The following is a 19,350-nucleotide window of genomic DNA, read 5'->3' as shown; positions in this document are numbered from 1 at the left end:
CATTCAGGTCCCGCAAAGAGTTCGTTCCCACTCATACAGTTACGCCTGGACCTGGCTCTGAGGTGACTTACAAATTGAAATTTCCCAAGACAGAAATTGCGCAAGTCCTTCTAAGCTTCAAGGGGGCATTCAGAACGGTAGGAATCTTCAGCGCCATTATCAACTTGTTGATGCTGGTTCCATCCCTGTACATGCTGCAAGTGTATGACAGAGTTCTGGCAAGCCGGAACGAAACTACTTTGCTGATGCTGACTTTGATGGCGCTCGGAGCCTTTCTGTTCATTGGCGCTCTGGAGCTTGTACGAAGCTTTGTTCTGATCCGGATCGGGGCGCAGCTTGATATGAAGATGAATAAACGCATTTATACAGCTGCGTTTGAACAAAATCTGAAGCGCGCAGGGGGTAGCGCGGGGCAGGCGCTGCAGGATTTCACCACCATCCGTCAGTTTTTAACAAGTCAAGGGCTGTTTGCTTTTTTTGATGTTCCATGGCTCCCAATATATCTGACTGTCATTTTCCTGTTTAGTCCGCTGCTAGGCTTGTTTGCCTTGACTGGAGCCGCGGTGCTCATTGCTTTGGCCTTTGCCAACCAGGCCTTATCCAAAAAACCACTTGAGGAAGCAAATGCGGTAGCGATTACATCAAGCAGTCTCGCAACCAACAATTTGCGGAATGCGGAAGTCATTGCCGCAATGGGTATGCTGCCCGACCTGATGGCACGCTGGTTAAGACTCAATGACAGAGTTCTGCAACTGCAAGCGGAAGCCAGCCAAAAGGCGGGAAAGATCAGTTCAATTACAAAGTTCGTCCGGATTTCGATGCAGTCGCTCATATTGGGTCTGGGAGCCCTGCTTGTCCTGGAAGGGAAAATTACGCCCGGAATGATGATCGTCGCCATGATTCTACTGAGCAGGGCATTGAGCCCGGTGGAGCAGTTGATAAGTGTGTGGAGAAGCTGGAGTAGCACGCGGAGTGCTTACCAGCGTCTGAACGAACTTTTGGTGGCGAATCCCGTGTGTGAAACAGGAATGCCGCTGCCAAAACCGCTTGGGGAAGTGTCGGTGGAAGCTGTGACTGCCGCTCCCCCGGGTTCTACAGTCAGCGTTCTTAAAAACTTGAGTTTTAAGATTGTGCCCGGTGATGTATTGGGAGTCATCGGCCCCAGTGGTTCGGGAAAATCGACACTAGCGCGTTTGCTGGTGGGGGTCTGGGCGGTCGCAATGGGTAAAGTACGTCTGGATGGGGCAGATGTCTATTACTGGAACAAGGATGAGCTCGGCCCGCACATCGGTTACCTGCCACAGGATATCGAGCTGTTTGCGGGAACGGTTGCGGAGAATATCGCCCGGTTTGGAGAGATCAATTCAGAAAACGTGGTAATGACAGCCAAGCGCGCGGGAATTCATGAAATGGTCTTGCGCCTCCCCCAAGGTTACGACACCCCTCTTGGAGACGGCGGAGCAGGATTATCGGGCGGTCAAAAGCAGCGTCTCGGCCTGGCGCGGGCAATGTACGGCGACCCCTCCCTGATTATGCTGGATGAACCCAACTCAAACCTTGACGAAGTGGGTGAGCAGGCATTGATCGAGGCAATCGAGGATCTGCGCAAGCAGGGTAAAACCATCGTAATAATCAGTCACAAGAACAGTGTACTGGCTGCCACAACCAAGTTGTTGCTGTTAGTGGATGGAAAAGCGCAATTGTTTGGCCCGACTGCTCAAGTTCTGGACAGGTTGAGAAAACCTCGTCCACAACCAGTACAGCAGGTACAGCAGGTGCAATCAAGATAAAAATTGACCGGAAGTAAAGAGAGAATGTCTATCAGAGAATTCAAAGTCTGCCTGACGAGTATGAGATCGTAGGAGTGATGAAATGCAGATGAAGTTGCAGAGCAGCGGCAGTACCTATGGCGACCCCCACGAATCGCCCCTTTCAGGAGTAGACGACGATGCTCTCCAATACATCCGCCTCGGCTGGGGAATCGTCGTCGCGGGTATCGGAGGTTTTTTACTGTGGGGTTCATTGGCTCCGCTTGATAAAGGGGTCCCACTTAGCGGAACTGTTACGGTGGCGACCAACAGGAAAGCAATTCAGCATCAAGCGGGGGGAACAATTGAAGACATCCTCGTGAGAGAAGGAGATGTGGTTGAGGCGGGAACTGTACTGGTCCGCATGAATAGCGTGCAAGTCAAAGCTAACGCCGAAACGATGCGAGTCCAATATTTTGCTGCGCGTGCAGCAGAAGCTCGTTTGGTTGCTGAGCGTGATGGAAAAAAGGCCATTGTTTTTCCCATAGAGCTGGAAAAGATGAAAAGCGACCCGATTGTTGCCAACTATATCGCCCTGCAGCAGCATCTATTCAGCTCCCGGCTATTGGGAATACAGAGTGAGTTGTCCGCAATGGATGAGAGTATTTCCGGCCTGAAGTTGCAAACCAGTGGCCTGGAGGAATCACGGGATAGTAAAAAACAGCAACTGGAATTTTTACAAGAACAGTTGGGTGGGATGCGTGAGCTGGCCTCCGAAGGTTACGTAGCGCGCAATCGATTGCTGGAACTGGAGCGAATGTATGTACAGATCAGGGGGGCAGTTTCTGAAGACATTGGCAACATCGGGCGAGGACAGCGGCAAATTGCCGAATTGAAGCTGCGCCGTATCCAACGCCAGCAGGAATACCAGAAGGAAGTACGCTCTCAGTTGTCGGATGTGCAAAAAGAAGCAGAGGCGCTTGCTCACAAGCTAAGCGCTCTGGATCATGACCTCGCAAACGTGCTGGTCAAAGCGCCGGTTGATGGCACAGTAGTCGGCTTGAACGTCTTCACCCGAGGCGGTGTAATCGCGCCCGGTTTTAAGATTATGGACATTGTACCCCGAGATGATCCATTGATGGTTGAAGGTCGCCTGCCAGTTCATCTGATCGATAAAATCCATCCCGATCTTCCCGTGGAACTTATATTTACCGCATTCAATCGCAATCTGACGCCTCATATACCGGGAATAGTGACTCAGGTGTCTGCGGACCGCTTTGTTGATGAAAACACGGGAGAGCCCTACTACAAACTGCAAGCCCGGGTAGCGCCTGAAGGGATAAAAATGATCGCCGCCCTGCAGATCAAGCCGGGAATGCCGGTTGATCTGTTCGTGAAGACGGGTGAGCGTACGATGATGAACTACATCCTGAAGCCGATACTGGATCATTTAAAAATGGCCATGACGGAGGATTAGGATGTCTGTTCGCGCGCACCGTCTGATTATTCCAGCACTGGGCCTGCTCGCGCTGTTTCCACCGAAGCAGGCATTGGCAGCAGGGCTGGTTCAGGTCTACGAAACAGCTTTGGCGAACGACTCCGCCTATCAGGCGGCGATTCACGAAAACAGGGCGGGCCAGGAATTTGCGGCGATTGGACGATCCGCCTTGCTCCCCTCCCTCTCCGCAAGTTTTGCGATAAACCAGAACCAGCAGGATTTTACCCGTCAAGCCATCAGCCTCCAACGAAGCTATGAAAGTCAAACGGCTACGATTCAGCTAAGACAATCTCTTATCAACCTGGGAGCGTTCGCAGGCTATAAACAAGGGGTTTCAAAAACGAACCAGAGCAACGCCGAATTCTCCAACCAGGGTCAAGAGTTTATCCTGCGTCTTGTAGGAGCCTATATTAATGTGAAGTACGCCGAAGATCAGTTGGCGCTAGTGACTGCACAACGGACAGCATTGGAGGAGCAGCGCCGGGCAAACGAGCGCATGCTGGAAAAAGGTGAGGGTACAAAAACTGATGCCCTGGAAACACAGGCAAGACATGATCTCGCGGAAGCCCAGGTACTCGAAGCACAGGATAGTCTCGCGAACGCACGGGATGTGCTGGCCTCCATCATGGGCGAAGAAGTCACGGAACTTGATCCATTATCGGATGCTTTTCGGGTCAAACCCCTGCAGCCAGGACGATTTGACGACTGGAAGGAAATCGCCCTGGAAAATAATCCCGAAATTGCCACTCGGCGTCACGCGGTGGACGTGGCGCGGGAGGAGATCAACAAGCAGCAGGCAGGCCACTTCCCGCGGGTGGAAGCTGTGGCAGCGATCGCGCGCAACAAATCCGATAACCCTCTCCTGGTTGGCATCGATGCGCTTACGCAAAGCATAGGCGTGCAAGTAAGCTTGCCTTTGTATTCCGGTGGCAATGTAAGCGCCATGACGAGCCAGGCAAAATCCAACTACGAAAAAGCGAAAGCTGATCTGGAGACGAAAACGAATCAAATAACCGTGGAATTGCGTAAACAGTTCAATCTTGCTTTGACAAGCACTTCTCGTATTGCCGCTCTAGTAAAATCTGTCGATTCAGCAAGCTTTCTGATGGAAGCCACCATGAAAAGCATCAAGGGCGGGGTACGAACAAATCTCGATTTCCTTAATGCCCAACAGCGGTTATTTGAAGCAAAGCGGGATCTCGCTGAGGCGCGTTATGGCTATCTACTTGCCTATCTTCGGTTACGGAAGGCCGCAGGAATAGTCGGGATCAGCGATTTGCATGATATCGCGACCTATTTCACCTCCAGCGATACCTCCCCGGTATCAATAGATATGGCGTTAACCACGGGAAACAAAATGGAAACGGCTAATAGCTCGATTACATATACTTCCAGGTAAAGGGAGGTAGAAGGCGGAAGGCGATCTAGCGGAAAGAACCGCATATCGCTTCAATCATTACCATTTACCATTTGTCCCAGGCGGGTCATATCAAGAATGTGCAGATCACGTCCTGTCCGCGCTATCACCTTTTGTCTAGCTAATGCATTCAATTCGCGAGTTACGGTCTCACGATGGGTGTTGAGACGGATGGCTATCTCCGCGTGAGTGGGTACCGGGGAGATTAGGCCCCGATTTGATGCTGCTGAATGCGTTTTCGCAAGGCGCAGAAGCTCCGCACGAATACGGTTCGGAACTTTCAGTGCGCTAAGGCCATAAACCCGGTCTATAAGATGCCTTACCTGACTTGTCAATCGCTTCAGAACAACTAAATATATTTCCTTGTTGGAATAAATGAGATCCAGGAAAGATTGTGTCGGCAGAGAGGCCACCACTGAATCTTTTTTAGCAGTCACAGTTGCCGAGCGAGTATGGCCGTCAATTGCCGCCAGCTCTCCAAATATGTCTCCGCTTGATAAGTCGCACAAAATAACCTCATGACCTTTGCAGGAATTATAGGTAACCCGTACCATGCCTTCCACAATAAAAAAAGTACTATTTGTATCATCCTGATGCCTGATAATAGTTTCCCCCGCCGCATATCTACGGGTGCGGCAGCAGTCAGTCACTGCTTCCAACTCCGCAACTGACAGATTTCGAAGTTCTTTGATACCTGCAAGTGACGCGCCGCCTCGTTCAACTGATGTATTTACCGCGCCCATTCCCACCTCTTGCTTTTTTGAACCGTTGAGTGCGCCACCGCTGCGGCCGGCACGGCAACTGCCTGATATTGTCAGTTCCTCAATCGACGCGGTTCTTGATAGATTTTCAAACATTGTATGAGCGCAACAGTGGGTTCCAGATTCAGTTCTTCGATAGAGGTCAGGCGATGTTGCCCGGCAGCGCAAGCTCCGCAAGCATCATGCCCAGGCTTTCGGTTCTCCCCATCAGCGCGTTCCGCGCCACGATCTTCATGGGTTGCACCCTTCCCTCTTATGGCTGAGTCATATCGTTCTCATTTAGAATTGAGAGTTGGCTCATTCGGCCTGGTTGGTAGTTTCGACAAAAGCATCCATGGCTCAGATTGAGATATTAAGCGCTTGAACGAATGCCGGGAAAGAGCAGGAATACGTACGCCAGCTACGCAGAATTACGTATTCTATTGGCGAGCATCCAGCTGGTGCCGCCTATGAGAGGGAAACTGTTTTCCGGCAAAACAGATAACGAAAAAGAAGGAAAAACGTAAATGTATGTAGCTCATCTACGCAGCGCTATGGATGCGTATGCGCCTGGCTCACACATAATGGAACCATGAAACTCAGGCGAAAACTCATCCTGCTGGCCTTGGCGCCGCTTGTACTGGTGCTCTGCACGGTGGCCGTCATGGTCAACCACCAATCAGTCGAACTGGCCAAAGAGCAGCGCGACGTGATCGAACCGGCATATCTCACCAGCAAGCAGGACGAGCTCAGGAGCTACCTGACGCTGGCGCAGCATGCCATTGCCCCGCTTCACGGATCAGGCCGCACGGACGAAGCCGCATTGTCGGAAGCAAAGGCGATCCTGCACCGCCTGGATTACGGAAATGATGGTTATTTTTTTGTGTACGACCTGCAGGGAACCTTGCTCGTGCACTCGCGCAAACCGGAGCTGATTGGGATAAACCGGTTGAATTACCGTGACATTAATGGCTACCCCACCGTTGAGATGCTGATCAGAAAGGCGCGCGAGGGCGGCGGATTTGTCCAATATGCGACGGAAAAACCTTCCACCGGGAAACCCGCTACCAAGCTTACCTATTCCGTCCTTCTCCCTAACTGGGGATGGGTGCTGGGCACGGGCATTTACCTGGACGATGTCCACGGCGTACTGGCAAAGGTCGACGAGCAGGTGGCAGTCAACAACTACGACACCCTGCTGTGGATCGGCTTGGCTGCGTCCCTGGGCATGACAGTCATCATCGTCTGCGGCCTGATGCTAAACATTAGGGGCCGCCGCGAGGCACAGGAAGCGGAGCGCGCCCGGTTGTCGAGCGAGCTGCACGACAGCATCTGCCAGCGGCTGGTGGCAGCGAAGCTGCACACACAAACCGGCCTCATCCAGTTGGCGGGCGTGCCGTCATCCCATATCGCGGCGCAAACCACGTTTCGGTATCTGGAGAAAGATTTGAAAGATGTCCTGCAGGAGACGCGGGAAATCGCGCATGGACTGCATCCGATGATCCTCAGGGATTTCGGGCTCGCGGCGGCGCTGCGGCACCTTGCGCATGACATGGAAAATGCCGCAACCTCAATTCGGTTCCGCAGCCGGGGCCTGGTCGAAGGGCTTCCCGGTGACGCCAACCTCGTCTTCTATCGGCTCGCCCAGGAGTGCCTCTCCAACGTCAAGCGGCATTCCTGTGCCAGCAGGGCAGCGCTGCGCCTGACAGGGAACAGGGGGACAGTGCGACTCACCGTATGGGACAACGGCACCGGATTCGATGCCGGCAGCCTAGAACGCAACTGGATGCGCGGCCTCGGCTTGGGCAGTATGAATGCCCGCGTGGAAGAGGCAGGCGGACGGCTGACCATTACCTCGAAGCCGGGCAGCACAAAGGTGACCGCCACTCTTCCCCGACCCTTTTTACAACGACTGATACCCAAAAATCATGCCAAACCTCCCCATTAAGATACTGATTGTGGACGATCACCCCGCATTCCGTCACGGCATGCGGGACCTGCTCGAAACTCAAGTCTGCTTCAGGGTAATGGCGGAAGCGGGGAATGCAAAGGAAGCGTGGCGTCATCTGGAGAAAACGGATATCGATCTCGTGCTGCTGGATATCAACATGCCGGGCACGGACGGCATTGAACTGACCTCGCGGCTTCGCGCCCGTTATCCGAAGCTCGCCATACTCATGCTCACGATGCATGATGGGGACGCGTACATCCGCCGCGCAACGGCGGCAGGAGCAAGTGGATACGTGGTGAAAACCGCTGATCCGGAGCCCATCTTTAATGCGATTCATACGGTCATGGCGGGGAAAAAGATTCTTCCCGAGATATCCTGCCCCGAACTGCTGCTTACCGGGAGCGAGCGGGTGGTATTGTGGCTCACTGGTCACCGCGAATACGACACCGCCAGGATTGCAGCCAGAATGAAGATAGTCGAGGCCACTGTAAATACCCACCGGCACAATATCTGGCAGAAACTGAAGGCGACCCTTCCGGAAGCAGAAACGAGCAACCCCAATCTGCTTGTCATCCTCGGCGTGGAATACCGCCTGCGCTGCCCGGAGTATCCAATGGAATGAGTTTCGCCATGAAAGGCATGGCTGGACGTTTCATCCCCTAGCGATAGCGCTTGGGATGATCGCCATCACAGTACGGCACCACGCACTATCGCTCGCGCAGCAGCAGCAGCAGCAATCCATTATTAACCCAGCATATCTTGCCACGAAGGACGTGGAACTGAAGAGCTACGTAGAAATTGCCAAGCGCGCGATTGCTCATCTTTGAGATCTGTGATGACGGTGTAGGTTTTGACGTTGCCCTTGTTTCAAGAAATCCTGACCAGAGCAGCGGGTTATGCAGCATGAAAGAACGTGTTGAATCAGTGGGTGGGAAATTTGAAATCATTTTCTCGCCCACTGCCACCTGCGTAAATTCAGCCTTCAATGAAGGTTCTTGCTGAGTTTATTGGCACATTCGTTCCCAGTTGCGTTCTCCCTTGGTTCTGCCAAAGGAACAGACATGAGCCAACCCCTCAAGCTCCTGACCAGCGCGCGACTGCATTTCATATCAATTACCCCGGCCCGTTCCGTCTTTTCGGATTTTCCCTGGCGATACCGTATCGTCTTTGGACGGGCTGGGTCATCCTTGCGGGAAGCACTATCTATTTCCCCCCAGGCGATTTCTAAAGATCGTGCGAAGAGATTAGCGCTCTCCTCTTTCAGTCTTTCACCCCCGCCCATCATCCAGAAACCAGCAGGGTCCGGTTCATCTCTTGGGTCGGAAACAATCCTGATGAGATTCTTATAAAGGGGCTCTGAAGGTGAGCCGGGAGCATAGATGGAAAGGTGGTTATTCAGAACGATGGCACTTTGGTCTTGAGTAAGGGTGAAGAATGGCGTTACTTCAACTACCCATTCAGCTACGGATGGAGTATTGAACTCAACCCATTTCTTGCTACCACCCACCGATGTCTTATTCAATCCTCGTTGCACCAATTCCCTATATGTGAAATCGCCCAGTGCAGTTTGGTATGGGAGGAGTACTCTGTCGGCTTCAGCCTGAAGTTCCTCATCTTTTCCATATTCCTTGATGTACTTCCCGGTGACAAACGCCAGAGAGTAAAGAACATCGATGGAATGGATCCCGTTTGCCTCAACGTTCTTATTGTCTTGAATGAGCTCGCCCTTGTAGACCACCTTGTCGACTTCCGGCAGGCGGACAGACCAATTCTGTTCTGTGCCCAACCTTACAGGGGCTATTCTCTCCCCAGATTGTGCATCACTACCAGCCTCTGCTGGGGACATTACGATAACGAGTATGAGGACACTTGCGGCAGCTAATGCCGTTTGTATCATTTGTCGTGCCAATGTAGGTCTCATGAATGAAAGTCTCCTCGACTATAAGCATGCCATCAATTATTGAATGGCTTGAGAAAGGCATCTTTGCCCATTTCCAATACCTGGAAGTAGGCGTTGCTTAAACCCGGAAAATTCGGAGACTCGTCCCATGGACCCTCTGAACCCTTCGCCAGATCCACTGGCATGTACCATTCGTAAGCGTTGTTGTTAAGAGTGACCATAGACCCCACTCCTTTCAATATTGCTTTAGGCTCGCTCGTGGGAAAATAGGTGGAATAAGGCCGAAGCATCCCCAAGTCTGTGATCTGGATAAGAATAACTTTGTCGATGCCGTATTTTTGCTTCAGTGGCGAAAAATCTTTCTCGGCGATGTCAATGCCTTTGCCACTGTAATCCGGCAGCTTGCTGATATCCAAGTCTTCGGAGATGACGATTACATTGAAACCCTTTTTGCGAAGCAGCTCAGCCAGACTGTCCTTGAGTTTCGGTAGATCCTCGTGCGGCAATGTGCGTGTGTAATCGATAAGTGAGGAATTTGCCAGGGTCGCGGCAGCGATACAGAGCAAACAGTTGGCTCCCGGCAACTGCATGTCCACTTTTGGCAGCGGCGTCATGGCGACACCAACCCGCTGGGTTTTTGAGGGTAATGTGCTTTCAGAAAGAGAAACATGCCGCTGAGGCGTAGCACAACCGGTGAGGGTCAAAGCAGCTGCAATGAGAACGGAAGTAAAAAAAGATTTATTTCGCATGATTTTCGATGTGGAATAGTTAAAGGCCGAATTCAATTTTTTCGGAAAATGCCTCAGGAACATCGCTTTTTATATGAAAAAAGCTTCAAAGCTGAATGAAGAATGGGCTATTAAAGATTTCAGCTATTTCTTTATTGTCGTTACCTGATCGATCCGATTATTCCGGTCATACGAAACCTCGAATGCCATTTCGTCGCCACTAAAGACCGCTTCGGCTGGGGTACCCACTACCTCCCATAGGCCCAAGGTCATTACATCGGCTGCTCCGTGGAAAAGTGCCCTGCCAGCTTTTACCCCCGTGCTGTAGCCTTGGACGAACTTGAAAATTTCATGTTTCCTGCCGTTTCTTATCTCGCTTGTTGCAGGAGCGCCAAACTCTCCCAAAAGCATGGGCCGAGGAGTACCTATCCGGAATAAATCAACATTCTTCTTGTCTGGCTGCTTGGCGGCCATGAAGACTGAACATCCAGAGCTAAAAACCAATGTCAGCACGCAAACAAAGGTTGTCCATTTTCTTGAGATCATTGCTTTTCCCCTTATTTTTAAGTTGATCTAAGTAGTTGTATTCTGTGAACCAGGCTCGGATTGAGGTATTACACGCCTGAATGAATGCCCGGAAAAGCGCAGGAATACGTACGCCAGCTACGCAGAATTGCGTAGACGCTTACGGGTGCGAGTTGGTGCTGCCGATGAGAGGAAAATTACGCAGCGCTATGGATGTGTCTGCGCCTGTCTCACGCATAATGGAACCCCGCCCCTTTTTGCAACGCTTCCCCATGGGAGAAGCGATCTTCCGATTAGGAACCGGCAGGCAATTGGCTACAGGCAGGAATTATTCAAATATCGAGTTCACAATCCAGGTTCTACCGATCTGCAGCAGTCACTCTCCTGATTTTCCTGTTGAGAATCAAGAACCTCAGGTGGAGGCTCAGAATATTCGGGCAAGTCATCCCGACTGCGGGGCGGCAAATAGAATAGCTATTGCGCATTGAAGAAGGCACTTGGTGGACCGGGACCATTTCCCCCATGAATCTGGGCGAAGCACCGGCATTCCAGGCAACAAAAAGCCCAACGAGAACAGTTGGGCTGTGGGTAAATAAATGGTGGAAGCAGGGGGAATCTATAACCTCCACCATTCAGCGTTTTTTCCTCTGATTTTACAGAGCTTTTAAATCCAATCAGCTTGGGTTCTGGAGTTCACTTGGAGTTCCAGGTTGGGGGCAGTATAAGATGATGAGGAGCGAGCCCAAGCAAACTCATTCAGTCTGTTCGATTTCTGCTTTGGAACTTCGGTTCGAATTCCTGCAATATTCACGCTTTATAACTGCCAGCCAAACTTTAAGACATTTATGAATTCCTTAGCTTATGAATAAACTTCTGAACAGCCTTGTTTTGCTGGTCCTTTGTCCCCTGATCATTTCTAATGGATTCGAGGCACCAGAAGACTTTGTATTCAAATAACCCAGCCTTTTCGGAGTGCAAAGGAACAAACTTCTCTCCCAGGATTTCTCTTCCGTTATCAATAGTGACTTGGGGCCTCTTCCTCTCCCAACTAGCCAGCTGGCACCCGAATTCTTGAGTCTCAACGTATCTGACATCGCCTATCTCATAAACTCGTGTTACGGTTTCCTGCGGTTTGGTTTCTTGCGGTTGCGCTGGAACAACTTCATGTTTCTGTTCTTTATCAGCCATATATCTCTTTCCTCTCCCTTAAATAAAAATAAACTTTGTTCAAACGGCTTGTTACGTCCTGCGGTATCGCCCTTCTCCATGCAAGAGTATAAGAGAGTAACTTTTTAGGAGGGCAAAAATTTTCTGATGTTGAGCATCAAGGAAGTGATTTTCTTCTAAGGCTACTAGCCCTGAATAAATTCGATCCGTAACCCGCAATCAAATGCAGCTCATTGCCTTCTAGTTATTTTGCTTGTCCTGTTTCACCCGATTGCGCCTTTAACCATTTCCATGTAATTTCATTTCCATGAAAAAAAGCTTTTATTTTTCCTGAGCGCTTCTCACTTAGAAAGGACAATGCTGCCATGTATCCAGCCCTCCAGTCTTTGAAGGCCCGGTTTGCAGAAATCGATGACCTACGGCGGGCCGTTTCCGTGCTCCATTGGGATATGTCCACCTACATGCCTCAGGACGGAACAGCCTCCCGGGGCCGCATGATAGCCGCGGTTGAAAAGACCGCTCACGAAAAACTCATCGACCCCGATCTGGCCGGGCTTCTGGAGGAAACAGGGGCATTACCCGATGCAATGCTGTCTGCAGATGATCGCGCGTTCCTACGCCTGGCTCGCCGGCAGTTTGTCCGCGCGTCGAAAATCCCTTCCGGTTTCAAGGCCGAATTTTTTCAGCACATGGCCGAGACCTACGAAGTTTGGGTCCACGCACGAAAATTGAATGACTTCAACGTCGTCGCGCCCTTTCTGGAAAAGACGGTCGCATACTCACGAGCCCTCTCGGATTTCTTCAATACGGGAGAAACCGCGTGGACGCATCCGATGGACCCGCACATCGAAGACGCTGACCCGGGCATGACCACGACAGCTCTCAAGACGCTTTTTGCTGACCTTCGGCATGATCTCGTACCATTGGTCCAGGAGTTGTCGTCTCGAAGCAAGCCACGAACCGATTTTTTATCACGGGCCTGCCCCAAGTCCCAGCAGGTGGGGTTTTTGAACTGGCTTGCCAGGAATATCGGTTATGACTTCAATCGGGGACGGCAGGACCTCACTCACCACCCGTTCATGACAAAGCTTGGCGCCGGGGATGTTCGCATCACCACTCGAATCAATGAGACCAATCTCTGTGATGGTATTTTCAGCACCATTCATGAGTGCGGGCATGCCTTTTACGAACTGGGGCTTTCGCCAAGCCTGGATGGAACTATCCTGGGTCACGGCACTTCCGCCGGAATTCACGAGAGCCAAAGCCGGCTGTGGGAAAACCAAGTGGGCCGGTCCCGGGAATTCTGGACATATTTTTATCCCCATCTGCAGGCCCACTTTTCAGAGGCTCTTGGGGATGTTTCGCTGGAAGAATTCCATTGCGGCATTAATCGCGTGGAACCGTCGTTGATTCGAACCGAGGCCGATGAAGTGACCTACAACCTTCATGTCATGATCCGCTTCGACATCGAATCGCAGCTTCTGGATGGCTCACTCCAAGTGAAGGATCTGCCAGCGGCCTGGAATGACCGGTATGAGGCTGACCTTGGCGTACGTCCGTCGTCCGATGTGCAGGGCTGCCTTCAGGATGTCCATTGGTATTACGGGGGCGTTGGCGGAATGTTCCAGGGCTATACGATTGGAAATCTCTTTAGCGCACAATGCTTCGAGGCTGCTCTCGAAGCCCATCCGGAAATTCCGGAGGCGATGATGCAGGGAAATTTCAGCACCCTTCATTCGTGGCTGAAGGAAAACATTTATCAGTATGGCTCAAGTCTTTTCCCGCAAGAACTGATCCGCCGTGTGACCGGTCATGACTTATCGTCGAAACCCTTCGTTGCATACCTGAAGCGAAAATATCTGTAGACACTTCCGCCCGACAAGAGCGACGGGTGTACTGGGCCATCATGACTTGAACATGCGGCGGCCTGCAGGTTGATGAAGCAATCGCGCAATCAATGTAGCTCCGCGTTTGCGAAGCGAACATGTAGGCCACGTTAAATCGACTGGCCGCGCGCACCTCACTTCAACTATTCGATTCTGTTTTTGGAATCGAACCGGATTCCAAAAAATTCACGCTTTATAACTGCCAGCCAAACTTTAAGCCATTCATGAATTCCTTAACTTAGGAATAAATTTCTGAATAGTTGTGTTTTGCTGATCCTTCGTCCCTGATCATCTTTAACGGATTGGAGACACCAGAAGACTTTGTATTCAAATAACCCCGACCTTTGGGAGTGCAAAGGAACAAACTTCTCCCCCAGGATTTGCCTCCCGTTATCAATAGTGACTTGGGGCCTCTTCTTCTCCCGACTAACCAGCTGGCAACCGAATTCTTGAGTCTCCACGTATCTGACGCCGTCTATCTCATAAACTCGCGTCATGGTTTCTCGCGGTTTGGTTACTCGTGGTTGTACTGGAACAAGTTCGTGTCTTTGTTTGTTATCCGCCATATTCCCTCCCTCTCCCATAGATAAAATGCACTTTGTCAAATGGCTATTACGCCTGCGATATCGCCCTGTCTAAGCAGATACCTGATGGGCGCGATGGCATAAGGATAAAGCTTCGCCACGCTAAATTAAATGATGATTTATTCGGCAAAACTTTAACGCTTTTAGAAGCCCTGATGTGCTCCGTAAAAATGTGCCATTTGAAATCTAGTAAAGTTCGTTTTTCGAGAGGAGAGCGGATGTGAAGAAGCGTTTTACGGATGAGCAAATTATTGGATTTCTGAAGCAGGCAGATGGAGGCATTCCGGTCGGGGAATTGTGCCATCAACATGGCTTTTCTGATGCCTCGTTCTACACTTGGCGCGCCAGGTTTGGCGGATGCCGGTATCTGACGCAAACGCTTCTATTTAGGCTTTGTCTGGTTGGGCTCAAGAAATTATTTTGAACATTATTGATCAAACGTACAGATATAGTGCGCTTCGAAGCTGAGTTATAGATAAGCGTCATCTGGACAGTCGATTAAAGTAGTTTTTTATTAAATTTCCGCATGCTCTATCTGATATTGATCTGTTTCATTGCTCTCCTGATCGTCGGGCCTTCCTATTGGGTCAAACATACAATGGAAAAATATAGCGAACCCGCGAATCGCTATTCATTTACCGGAGCGGAATTGGCTCGCAACCTGCTGAACAGTGCAAAGCTGCCACATGTAGGCGTGGAGGTAACCGAATCGGGCGACCATTATGACCCGTTGAAAAAAACAGTCCGTCTCACACCGGATAAATTCAACGGCCGTTCACTGACAGCTATAACAGTTGCAGCGCACGAAGTTGGCCATGCCATCCAGGATCACGATAATTATCCACCCCTTGCCATGCGTACCAGGCTGGTGCAATGGAGTGCTGGTGTGGAGAAACTGGGTGCCGGTATCCTGATGTTGGCTCCTGTAATGATGACGGTATTCCGCTCACCTGCGGCGGGGTTGCTTTTGCTTGTCGGTGGCATCTTGACACTGGGAAGCGCGGTGCTCGTGCACGCGGTAACCTTACCAATGGAGTTGAATGCCAGTTTCGACCGGGCCCTGCCCCTTTTGGAGCGAGAACGCTACCTGATCAATGGTGATATGCCGCACGCCCGGCGCTTGCTTGGCGCTGCGGCATGGACATATGTCGCAGCTTCCCTGATGACTCTCCTCAACATGGCCCGTTGGTTGGCGATCCTGCGCCGATGAGGGAACCCCAACGCAAAATGGCAATGGGGGTGAACTTGGCGGCATTCTCTTTACATAAACTGATTATCATCGCACGGAATGTGGGCATGGAGTTCGTCAAAATGCCTCAGGCCGAACTTGCCCCAGGGGTGGACTATCTGGCATGAGCGGCCGGGACTGCACTGCCCTGCTGCAATGGGCGCTGCCTCATCTCAACCATCGCTGGGAGGGCTACCGCAGGGTACAACGCCAAGTCTGCAAACGCTTAGGCGCACACATCGATGCACTGGGTCTCGCCGATATGCCGGCTTATCGCAGACGGCTGGAAGAGGAACCGGCAGAGTGGACAGCGCTACGAGCCACTCTCAGGGTAACCGTCTCCCGTTTTTTCCGGGACCGGGGCATGTTCCATGCCCTGGCACAATCCATCCTCCCCGCCTTGGCCGAACTGGCCCTTAAAAAGGGTGAGGAGACTTTACGCGTATGGAGCGCGGGCTGCGCAAGCGGCGAGGAACCTTACAGTGTGAGCCTGCTGTGGAACTTCGACCTGCGGACCCGATTCCCAGCGCTGGATCTGTCGGCGGCGACAATCGAATAATTCTGCGTAATGCTCATGCTTATTAAGCCTTCCACGTTTGACTAATTATAGTTACCGTCAAAGTTACCGCCATACTACAGCCCTACCTATAATTAGCCTATAGAAAAATAGGAAGACTTTGCTTGCTTTTTAGAACGAGACATCGATAAGCTCAAAGACTAATTCAAAAGAGAGTAATCATGGAAAGCATCAGCGACACCAAAGACAACTACCCCCGTCCAGAAACGAAGGAAGAATACTGGAAGATTGAGAGCAAGTTCAGCCCCATCCTTCACAGTGTCCTTCATTCCTCCACCAATAATATTTGGTAGATGATGAAGTGTCTGACCTTGAATAATCTCTTCTTTCCACTTGCGCTGTAATTCATCAATAGCTTCTACCGCTGCGCGAATCGAACTTATTGCAGCGTAGCTTGAGAAAATTCCAACAATTACTAATAAAAGCAAAGAAATATCATATAAATATATTGATCCTTCCAATTGTCCAATTGAACAATTCTTTATGGCTTGGGCCACTACCTCAAATTTCTTTTGATACGACAAACCAAAAGTTGCAATCAAAAACGACTGGACGCCTACAAACCAGGTCGCCCTGTAATTGATGAGGCCATCTTCATGTTTAAGATAATCACGATACAGGGAAAAAAGCGTATCGAAGTCCTTAGGAGGAATAGTTCTGTAATATTCTTGAAGTTCCGTTTTTTTCTCTTGACTTAGAGTAATGTCTTTTTTCAACACCTTAGGGGATTTATAGGCGGCAAGAAATTTCTTAAATGATTCCTTAAATTCCCCTTTTTTCTCTTCACTTATAAAACCATTCCTCTTAAGCATCTCAGTAAGTTTATAGGGAGAGAGAAACTCCCTAATAAACGAGTGAAATTTCCTTATAAGCTTTAACACCGTTATCCTAATCTTTCCTGTCGAGCTTGAGTTGATCCATCATAATCCTAAATATTGATTGCCGGTAGAGGGAGAAGCGTGATGGTTAAACGGTATTCTCTTGCATAAACTGATTATCATCATCAGGGATGTGAGCATGAAGCTCGTGAAAGCGCCTTGGGCCAAACTTGGCACAGGGGTGGACTATCTGGCATGAGCGACCGGGACTGCACTGCTCTGCTGCAATGGGCGCTGCCTCATCTCAACCACCGCTGGGAGGGCTACCGCAGGGTGCGACGCCAGGTCTGCAGACGCCTGCCCGCACGAGTCGATGCACTGGGTCTGGCCGATATGCCGGCTTATCGCAGACGGCTGGAAGAGGATCCGGCAGAGTGGACAGCGCTACGCGCCACTCTCAGGGTAACCGTCTCCCGTTTTTTCCGGGACCGGTGCATGTTCCATGCCCTGGCACAATCCATCCTCCCCGCCTTGGCCGAACTGGCCCTTAAAAAGGATGAGGAGACTTTACGCGTATGGAGCGCGGGCTACGCAAGCGGCGAGGAACCTTACAGTGTGAGCCTGCTGTGGACCTTCGGACCCGATGGCCGGCGCTGAATCTGTCCATTCTAGCCACCGACATTGATGCGGACGTGCTTCGCCGCGCGAAGATTGCTTGCTACCCCGTAAGCAGTCTAAAAGAAGCTCGTCCAGACTGGCTGGCACGGGCTTTTGTGCAGGACAACGAGGATTTTTGCCTTCGTCCCGAATTGCGTAGGCTGGTCCGATTCCTGCAGTGGGATTTGTGTGAGGAATTGCCGGATGGCTCTTTTCATCTCATTCTTTGCCGCAACTTGGCCTTCACCTATTTCGCCGAACCTCTGCAGCGAAGGATCACCACGGGGCTGCTTGCACGGCTCGGTCCCGGCGGCTGCCTCATCCTCGGTGCCCATGAACACCTCCGCCTCGGGGACGGAATTTGGCTCGTCTCGCCTTTGCTGAATTCGCAAATATTCAAAAGAGTCTGACCCTATTGATTCTTGCATTGTGAACTCAGCAGGAAAATAAAGATGAAACTGAACGATGTAAATCTGTAATTCGGTTACGGTAGGAGCCAGACATGGAGGACCGTATTCTTGAAATCAAGGTGCATAGACTGCTCATAAATCACGCCTACTATCTGCTTTAGAACCGGCAGTTTGAATTGTAGCAGTTAAATAAAATAAAACCGGACAGGTTACCGAGCTCCATTTCAATTATATGGCCGCCAGTGAACTGGAGCATACTATGGACTCAATGGTCGGCGGGAGAAGTGTTGATAAGATACCGAGAAAAACATCAAGCGGTTAAGCTGCCGATGGGCACGGTTGACATCACGTGATCGTCAACAAAAATCAATAGAATCAAATGAAAGAAATAAAGCGATTTAGACAAACGACACCTGATAGGCTGGAAATCCGCGAGGACGGAGGCTGCCTGTCGCTGCTGCTTGCCATCCCATTCCTGGCAGCTGCGCTGATTTCCACACTGATCGGGTTAGGTATAGTACCGATCATCAACACTGCTGAGGTTATATGGCCACGCCTCGTTGGCTTCGGTATGGGGCTGGCTTTTTTTTTAGTTGTTGGCTTCTTGTTCAGTCGGCGCTGGGTAATTATCGATATTAGTCGGGGAAGGATACAGAAACTATGGGGACTGCTCGTTCCGATGCTGCGCGAAGACGTCTGCCTTCGAGATTATCACGCAGTGGGACTACGGTATGCGATAGACGAGTTTAGTGGGGCCAAATATCGGGTTGTTCTGCTGGTAGGAAATTTGGGACGAGATATTGACCTGCACTGTACAGATCACAACCGTTCGCATGAGGAGGCGCTCTTTCTGGCTCGGTTTCTACGCTTCCCCCTGGAGGACTCCACTACCGACCAAGAAACTAATGAGAAAACGTCATGCCCTTGGCCCGGTTTTCCACTTGACGATAGCTAATAGACTAGCGGTCATTTTGAATAAACTGCTGACAGGATGCCGGCGATTGGCATGATGTCCGATATATTAATTATCCCTAATCTTTCTTGTACTCTGAATATTTACGCGAGTCACCCTCGCACCTTGTCTGCAGGGTACTTGGTTCGATTAATTGCCATTTTTTCGGTTACCGCTCTGATGAGGTCGACATCAAGCTTATCGGCTAGGCAAATTAAATAGACTAAAACATCAGCCATTTCATGCCGAATCTGCTAAAACTGTATTTCATTGAGCTCATCTTTGTTTCCAGTTCTAACCTGTTGAAAAGCTCTACAAGTTCTGCAGCTTCTATACATAGTGCAGAAGATAGATTCTTTGGGGTATGAAATTGATCCCAGTCTCGCTCAGCAACGAAGATTTCAATTATTTCGCGGAGTAGTACAAAATCATTACCCTGCAAATGCTTAACCATGGTAGTGCTCCGCTTTAAATTTCTCAATATCTTCTAAGCAACCCGAGCGATGAACCATGCTTGCCAAGGAATTTTCTGCCGCTGCGATAACTGGCGATGATTCTATTTAC

General features: G+C 50.6%; 22 protein-coding genes and 1 pseudogene. 14 read left to right on the top strand and 9 right to left on the bottom strand.

Translation table 11 applies throughout. The features are described 5' to 3' along the window. Positions 1 to 74: 74 nt before the first annotated feature. The 3 genes from BMW46_RS00975 to BMW46_RS00965 all read left to right on the top strand — a co-directional run bounded on the left by BMW46_RS00975 (position 75) and on the right by BMW46_RS00965 (position 4,645). Complete coding sequence (locus BMW46_RS00975) at positions 75 to 1,790, top strand: type I secretion system permease/ATPase (RefSeq protein WP_256376905.1); 1,716 nt, start codon at positions 75 to 77, stop codon at positions 1,788 to 1,790. 82 nt (positions 1,791 to 1,872) lie between these two features. Further along, a complete protein-coding gene (locus BMW46_RS00970; protein WP_256376904.1) occupies positions 1,873 to 3,225 on the top strand; it encodes an HlyD family type I secretion periplasmic adaptor subunit in 1,353 nt (450 codons plus the stop codon). Between the two features lies 1 nt (position 3,226). After that, positions 3,227 to 4,645, top strand: coding sequence for a TolC family outer membrane protein (locus BMW46_RS00965; protein WP_074703808.1), 1,419 nt, complete (start codon positions 3,227 to 3,229; stop codon positions 4,643 to 4,645). A 50-nt stretch (positions 4,646 to 4,695) separates the two neighbouring features. Here the strand turns inward: BMW46_RS00965 and BMW46_RS00960 are convergent, their stop codons facing one another. Next, positions 4,696 to 5,520, bottom strand: coding sequence for a Crp/Fnr family transcriptional regulator (locus BMW46_RS00960; RefSeq protein WP_256376903.1), 825 nt, complete (start codon positions 5,518 to 5,520; stop codon positions 4,696 to 4,698). A 475-nt stretch (positions 5,521 to 5,995) separates the two neighbouring features. Here BMW46_RS00960 and BMW46_RS00955 point away from each other — a divergent pair, with 475 nt between their 5' ends. The 3 genes from BMW46_RS00955 to BMW46_RS15270 are packed head-to-tail and all read left to right on the top strand — an operon-like array spanning position 5,996 to position 8,181. Further along, a complete protein-coding gene (locus BMW46_RS00955; protein WP_074703807.1) occupies positions 5,996 to 7,351 on the top strand; it encodes a cache domain-containing protein in 1,356 nt (451 codons plus the stop codon). Further along, on the top strand, positions 7,332 to 7,976 hold the full coding sequence (locus tag BMW46_RS00950; RefSeq protein ID WP_074703806.1) for a response regulator transcription factor: 645 nt from the start codon (positions 7,332 to 7,334) through the stop codon (positions 7,974 to 7,976). The genes BMW46_RS00955 and BMW46_RS00950 overlap by 20 nt, the downstream gene beginning before the upstream one ends. A 55-nt stretch (positions 7,977 to 8,031) precedes the next feature. Further along, a complete protein-coding gene (locus tag BMW46_RS15270; protein WP_177171011.1) occupies positions 8,032 to 8,181 on the top strand; it encodes a hypothetical protein in 150 nt (49 codons plus the stop codon). Positions 8,182 to 8,336: 155 nt separating this feature from the next. Here BMW46_RS15270 and BMW46_RS00940 read toward each other — a convergent pair whose 3' ends face one another. From BMW46_RS00940 to BMW46_RS15675, 5 genes are all read right to left on the bottom strand, one after another. After that, entirely contained in the window at positions 8,337 to 9,275 is a 939-nt protein-coding gene (locus tag BMW46_RS00940; protein WP_143049058.1) for a hypothetical protein, read from the bottom strand. A gap of 32 nt (positions 9,276 to 9,307) precedes the next feature. Next, entirely contained in the window at positions 9,308 to 10,003 is a 696-nt protein-coding gene (locus BMW46_RS00935) for a Rossmann-fold NAD(P)-binding domain-containing protein (protein WP_256376902.1), read from the bottom strand. 123 nt (positions 10,004 to 10,126) lie between these two features. After that, on the bottom strand, positions 10,127 to 10,528 hold the full coding sequence (locus BMW46_RS00930) for a hypothetical protein (RefSeq protein ID WP_074703803.1): 402 nt from the start codon (positions 10,526 to 10,528) through the stop codon (positions 10,127 to 10,129). Positions 10,529 to 11,350: 822 nt separating this feature from the next. Beyond that, the gene (locus BMW46_RS00925) at positions 11,351 to 11,695 is read right to left on the bottom strand and encodes a hypothetical protein (protein ID WP_074703802.1); all 345 of its coding nucleotides are present in this window, start codon (positions 11,693 to 11,695) and stop codon (positions 11,351 to 11,353) included. Positions 11,696 to 11,918: 223 nt separating this feature from the next. After that, on the bottom strand, positions 11,919 to 12,041 hold the full coding sequence (locus BMW46_RS15675) for a hypothetical protein (protein WP_256376901.1): 123 nt from the start codon (positions 12,039 to 12,041) through the stop codon (positions 11,919 to 11,921). On the opposite strand from BMW46_RS15675, the gene BMW46_RS00920 reads away from it, so the two are divergent. From BMW46_RS00920 to BMW46_RS00900, 5 genes and pseudogenes are all read left to right on the top strand, one after another. Continuing rightward, complete coding sequence (locus BMW46_RS00920) at positions 12,040 to 13,539, top strand: carboxypeptidase M32 (RefSeq protein ID WP_074703801.1); 1,500 nt, start codon at positions 12,040 to 12,042, stop codon at positions 13,537 to 13,539. The two genes, BMW46_RS15675 and BMW46_RS00920, sit on opposite strands and share 2 nt — an antisense overlap. 825 nt (positions 13,540 to 14,364) lie before the next feature. Continuing rightward, positions 14,365 to 14,502: pseudogene (locus BMW46_RS00910) on the top strand (transposase); the annotation flags it as partial. Positions 14,503 to 14,670: 168 nt separating this feature from the next. After that, positions 14,671 to 15,354, top strand: coding sequence for a zinc metallopeptidase (locus tag BMW46_RS00905; protein ID WP_074703799.1), 684 nt, complete (start codon positions 14,671 to 14,673; stop codon positions 15,352 to 15,354). Then, complete coding sequence (locus BMW46_RS15265) at positions 15,351 to 15,500, top strand: hypothetical protein (RefSeq protein WP_177171010.1); 150 nt, start codon at positions 15,351 to 15,353, stop codon at positions 15,498 to 15,500. Before BMW46_RS00905 ends, BMW46_RS15265 begins: the two co-directional genes overlap by 4 nt. Then, on the top strand, positions 15,497 to 15,931 hold the full coding sequence (locus tag BMW46_RS00900) for a CheR family methyltransferase (protein WP_074703798.1): 435 nt from the start codon (positions 15,497 to 15,499) through the stop codon (positions 15,929 to 15,931). The genes BMW46_RS15265 and BMW46_RS00900 overlap by 4 nt, the downstream gene beginning before the upstream one ends. Positions 15,932 to 16,089: 158 nt before the next feature. Here the strand turns inward: BMW46_RS00900 and BMW46_RS00895 are convergent, their stop codons facing one another. Further along, on the bottom strand, positions 16,090 to 16,830 hold the full coding sequence (locus BMW46_RS00895) for a hypothetical protein (RefSeq protein WP_074703797.1): 741 nt from the start codon (positions 16,828 to 16,830) through the stop codon (positions 16,090 to 16,092). A gap of 192 nt (positions 16,831 to 17,022) precedes the next feature. On the opposite strand from BMW46_RS00895, the gene BMW46_RS15015 reads away from it, so the two are divergent. From BMW46_RS15015 to BMW46_RS00885, 3 genes are all read left to right on the top strand, one after another. After that, on the top strand, positions 17,023 to 17,424 hold the full coding sequence (locus BMW46_RS15015) for a CheR family methyltransferase (protein ID WP_143049057.1): 402 nt from the start codon (positions 17,023 to 17,025) through the stop codon (positions 17,422 to 17,424). Next, positions 17,394 to 17,834: a CheR family methyltransferase gene (locus BMW46_RS15010; protein WP_177171009.1), complete on the top strand. Its 441-nt coding sequence runs from the start codon at positions 17,394 to 17,396 to the stop codon at positions 17,832 to 17,834. The genes BMW46_RS15015 and BMW46_RS15010 overlap by 31 nt, the downstream gene beginning before the upstream one ends. A gap of 379 nt (positions 17,835 to 18,213) precedes the next feature. Beyond that, positions 18,214 to 18,789 carry a hypothetical protein gene (locus tag BMW46_RS00885; RefSeq protein ID WP_074703796.1) on the top strand — a complete coding sequence of 192 codons (576 nt, stop codon included), beginning with the start codon at positions 18,214 to 18,216 and terminating at the stop codon, positions 18,787 to 18,789. Between the two features lie 110 nt (positions 18,790 to 18,899). Here the strand turns inward: BMW46_RS00885 and BMW46_RS15670 are convergent, their stop codons facing one another. Further along, positions 18,900 to 19,025, bottom strand: a complete 126-nt coding sequence (locus tag BMW46_RS15670) for a MazG-like family protein (RefSeq protein WP_256376900.1) — start codon at positions 19,023 to 19,025, stop codon at positions 18,900 to 18,902. Continuing rightward, positions 19,010 to 19,240, bottom strand: a complete 231-nt coding sequence (locus tag BMW46_RS15665; RefSeq protein ID WP_256376932.1) for a nucleoside triphosphate pyrophosphohydrolase family protein — start codon at positions 19,238 to 19,240, stop codon at positions 19,010 to 19,012. The genes BMW46_RS15670 and BMW46_RS15665 overlap by 16 nt, the downstream gene beginning before the upstream one ends. Positions 19,241 to 19,350 lie beyond the last annotated feature (110 nt).

Origin of the sequence: Nitrosospira multiformis, from assembly GCF_900111585.1 — a bacterium.
Classification (GTDB): Bacteria; Pseudomonadota; Gammaproteobacteria; order Burkholderiales; family Nitrosomonadaceae; genus Nitrosospira; species Nitrosospira multiformis_B.
Note: the sequence above shows the minus strand (reverse complement) of the source record. Positions and strands in the feature narration are given on the sequence as shown.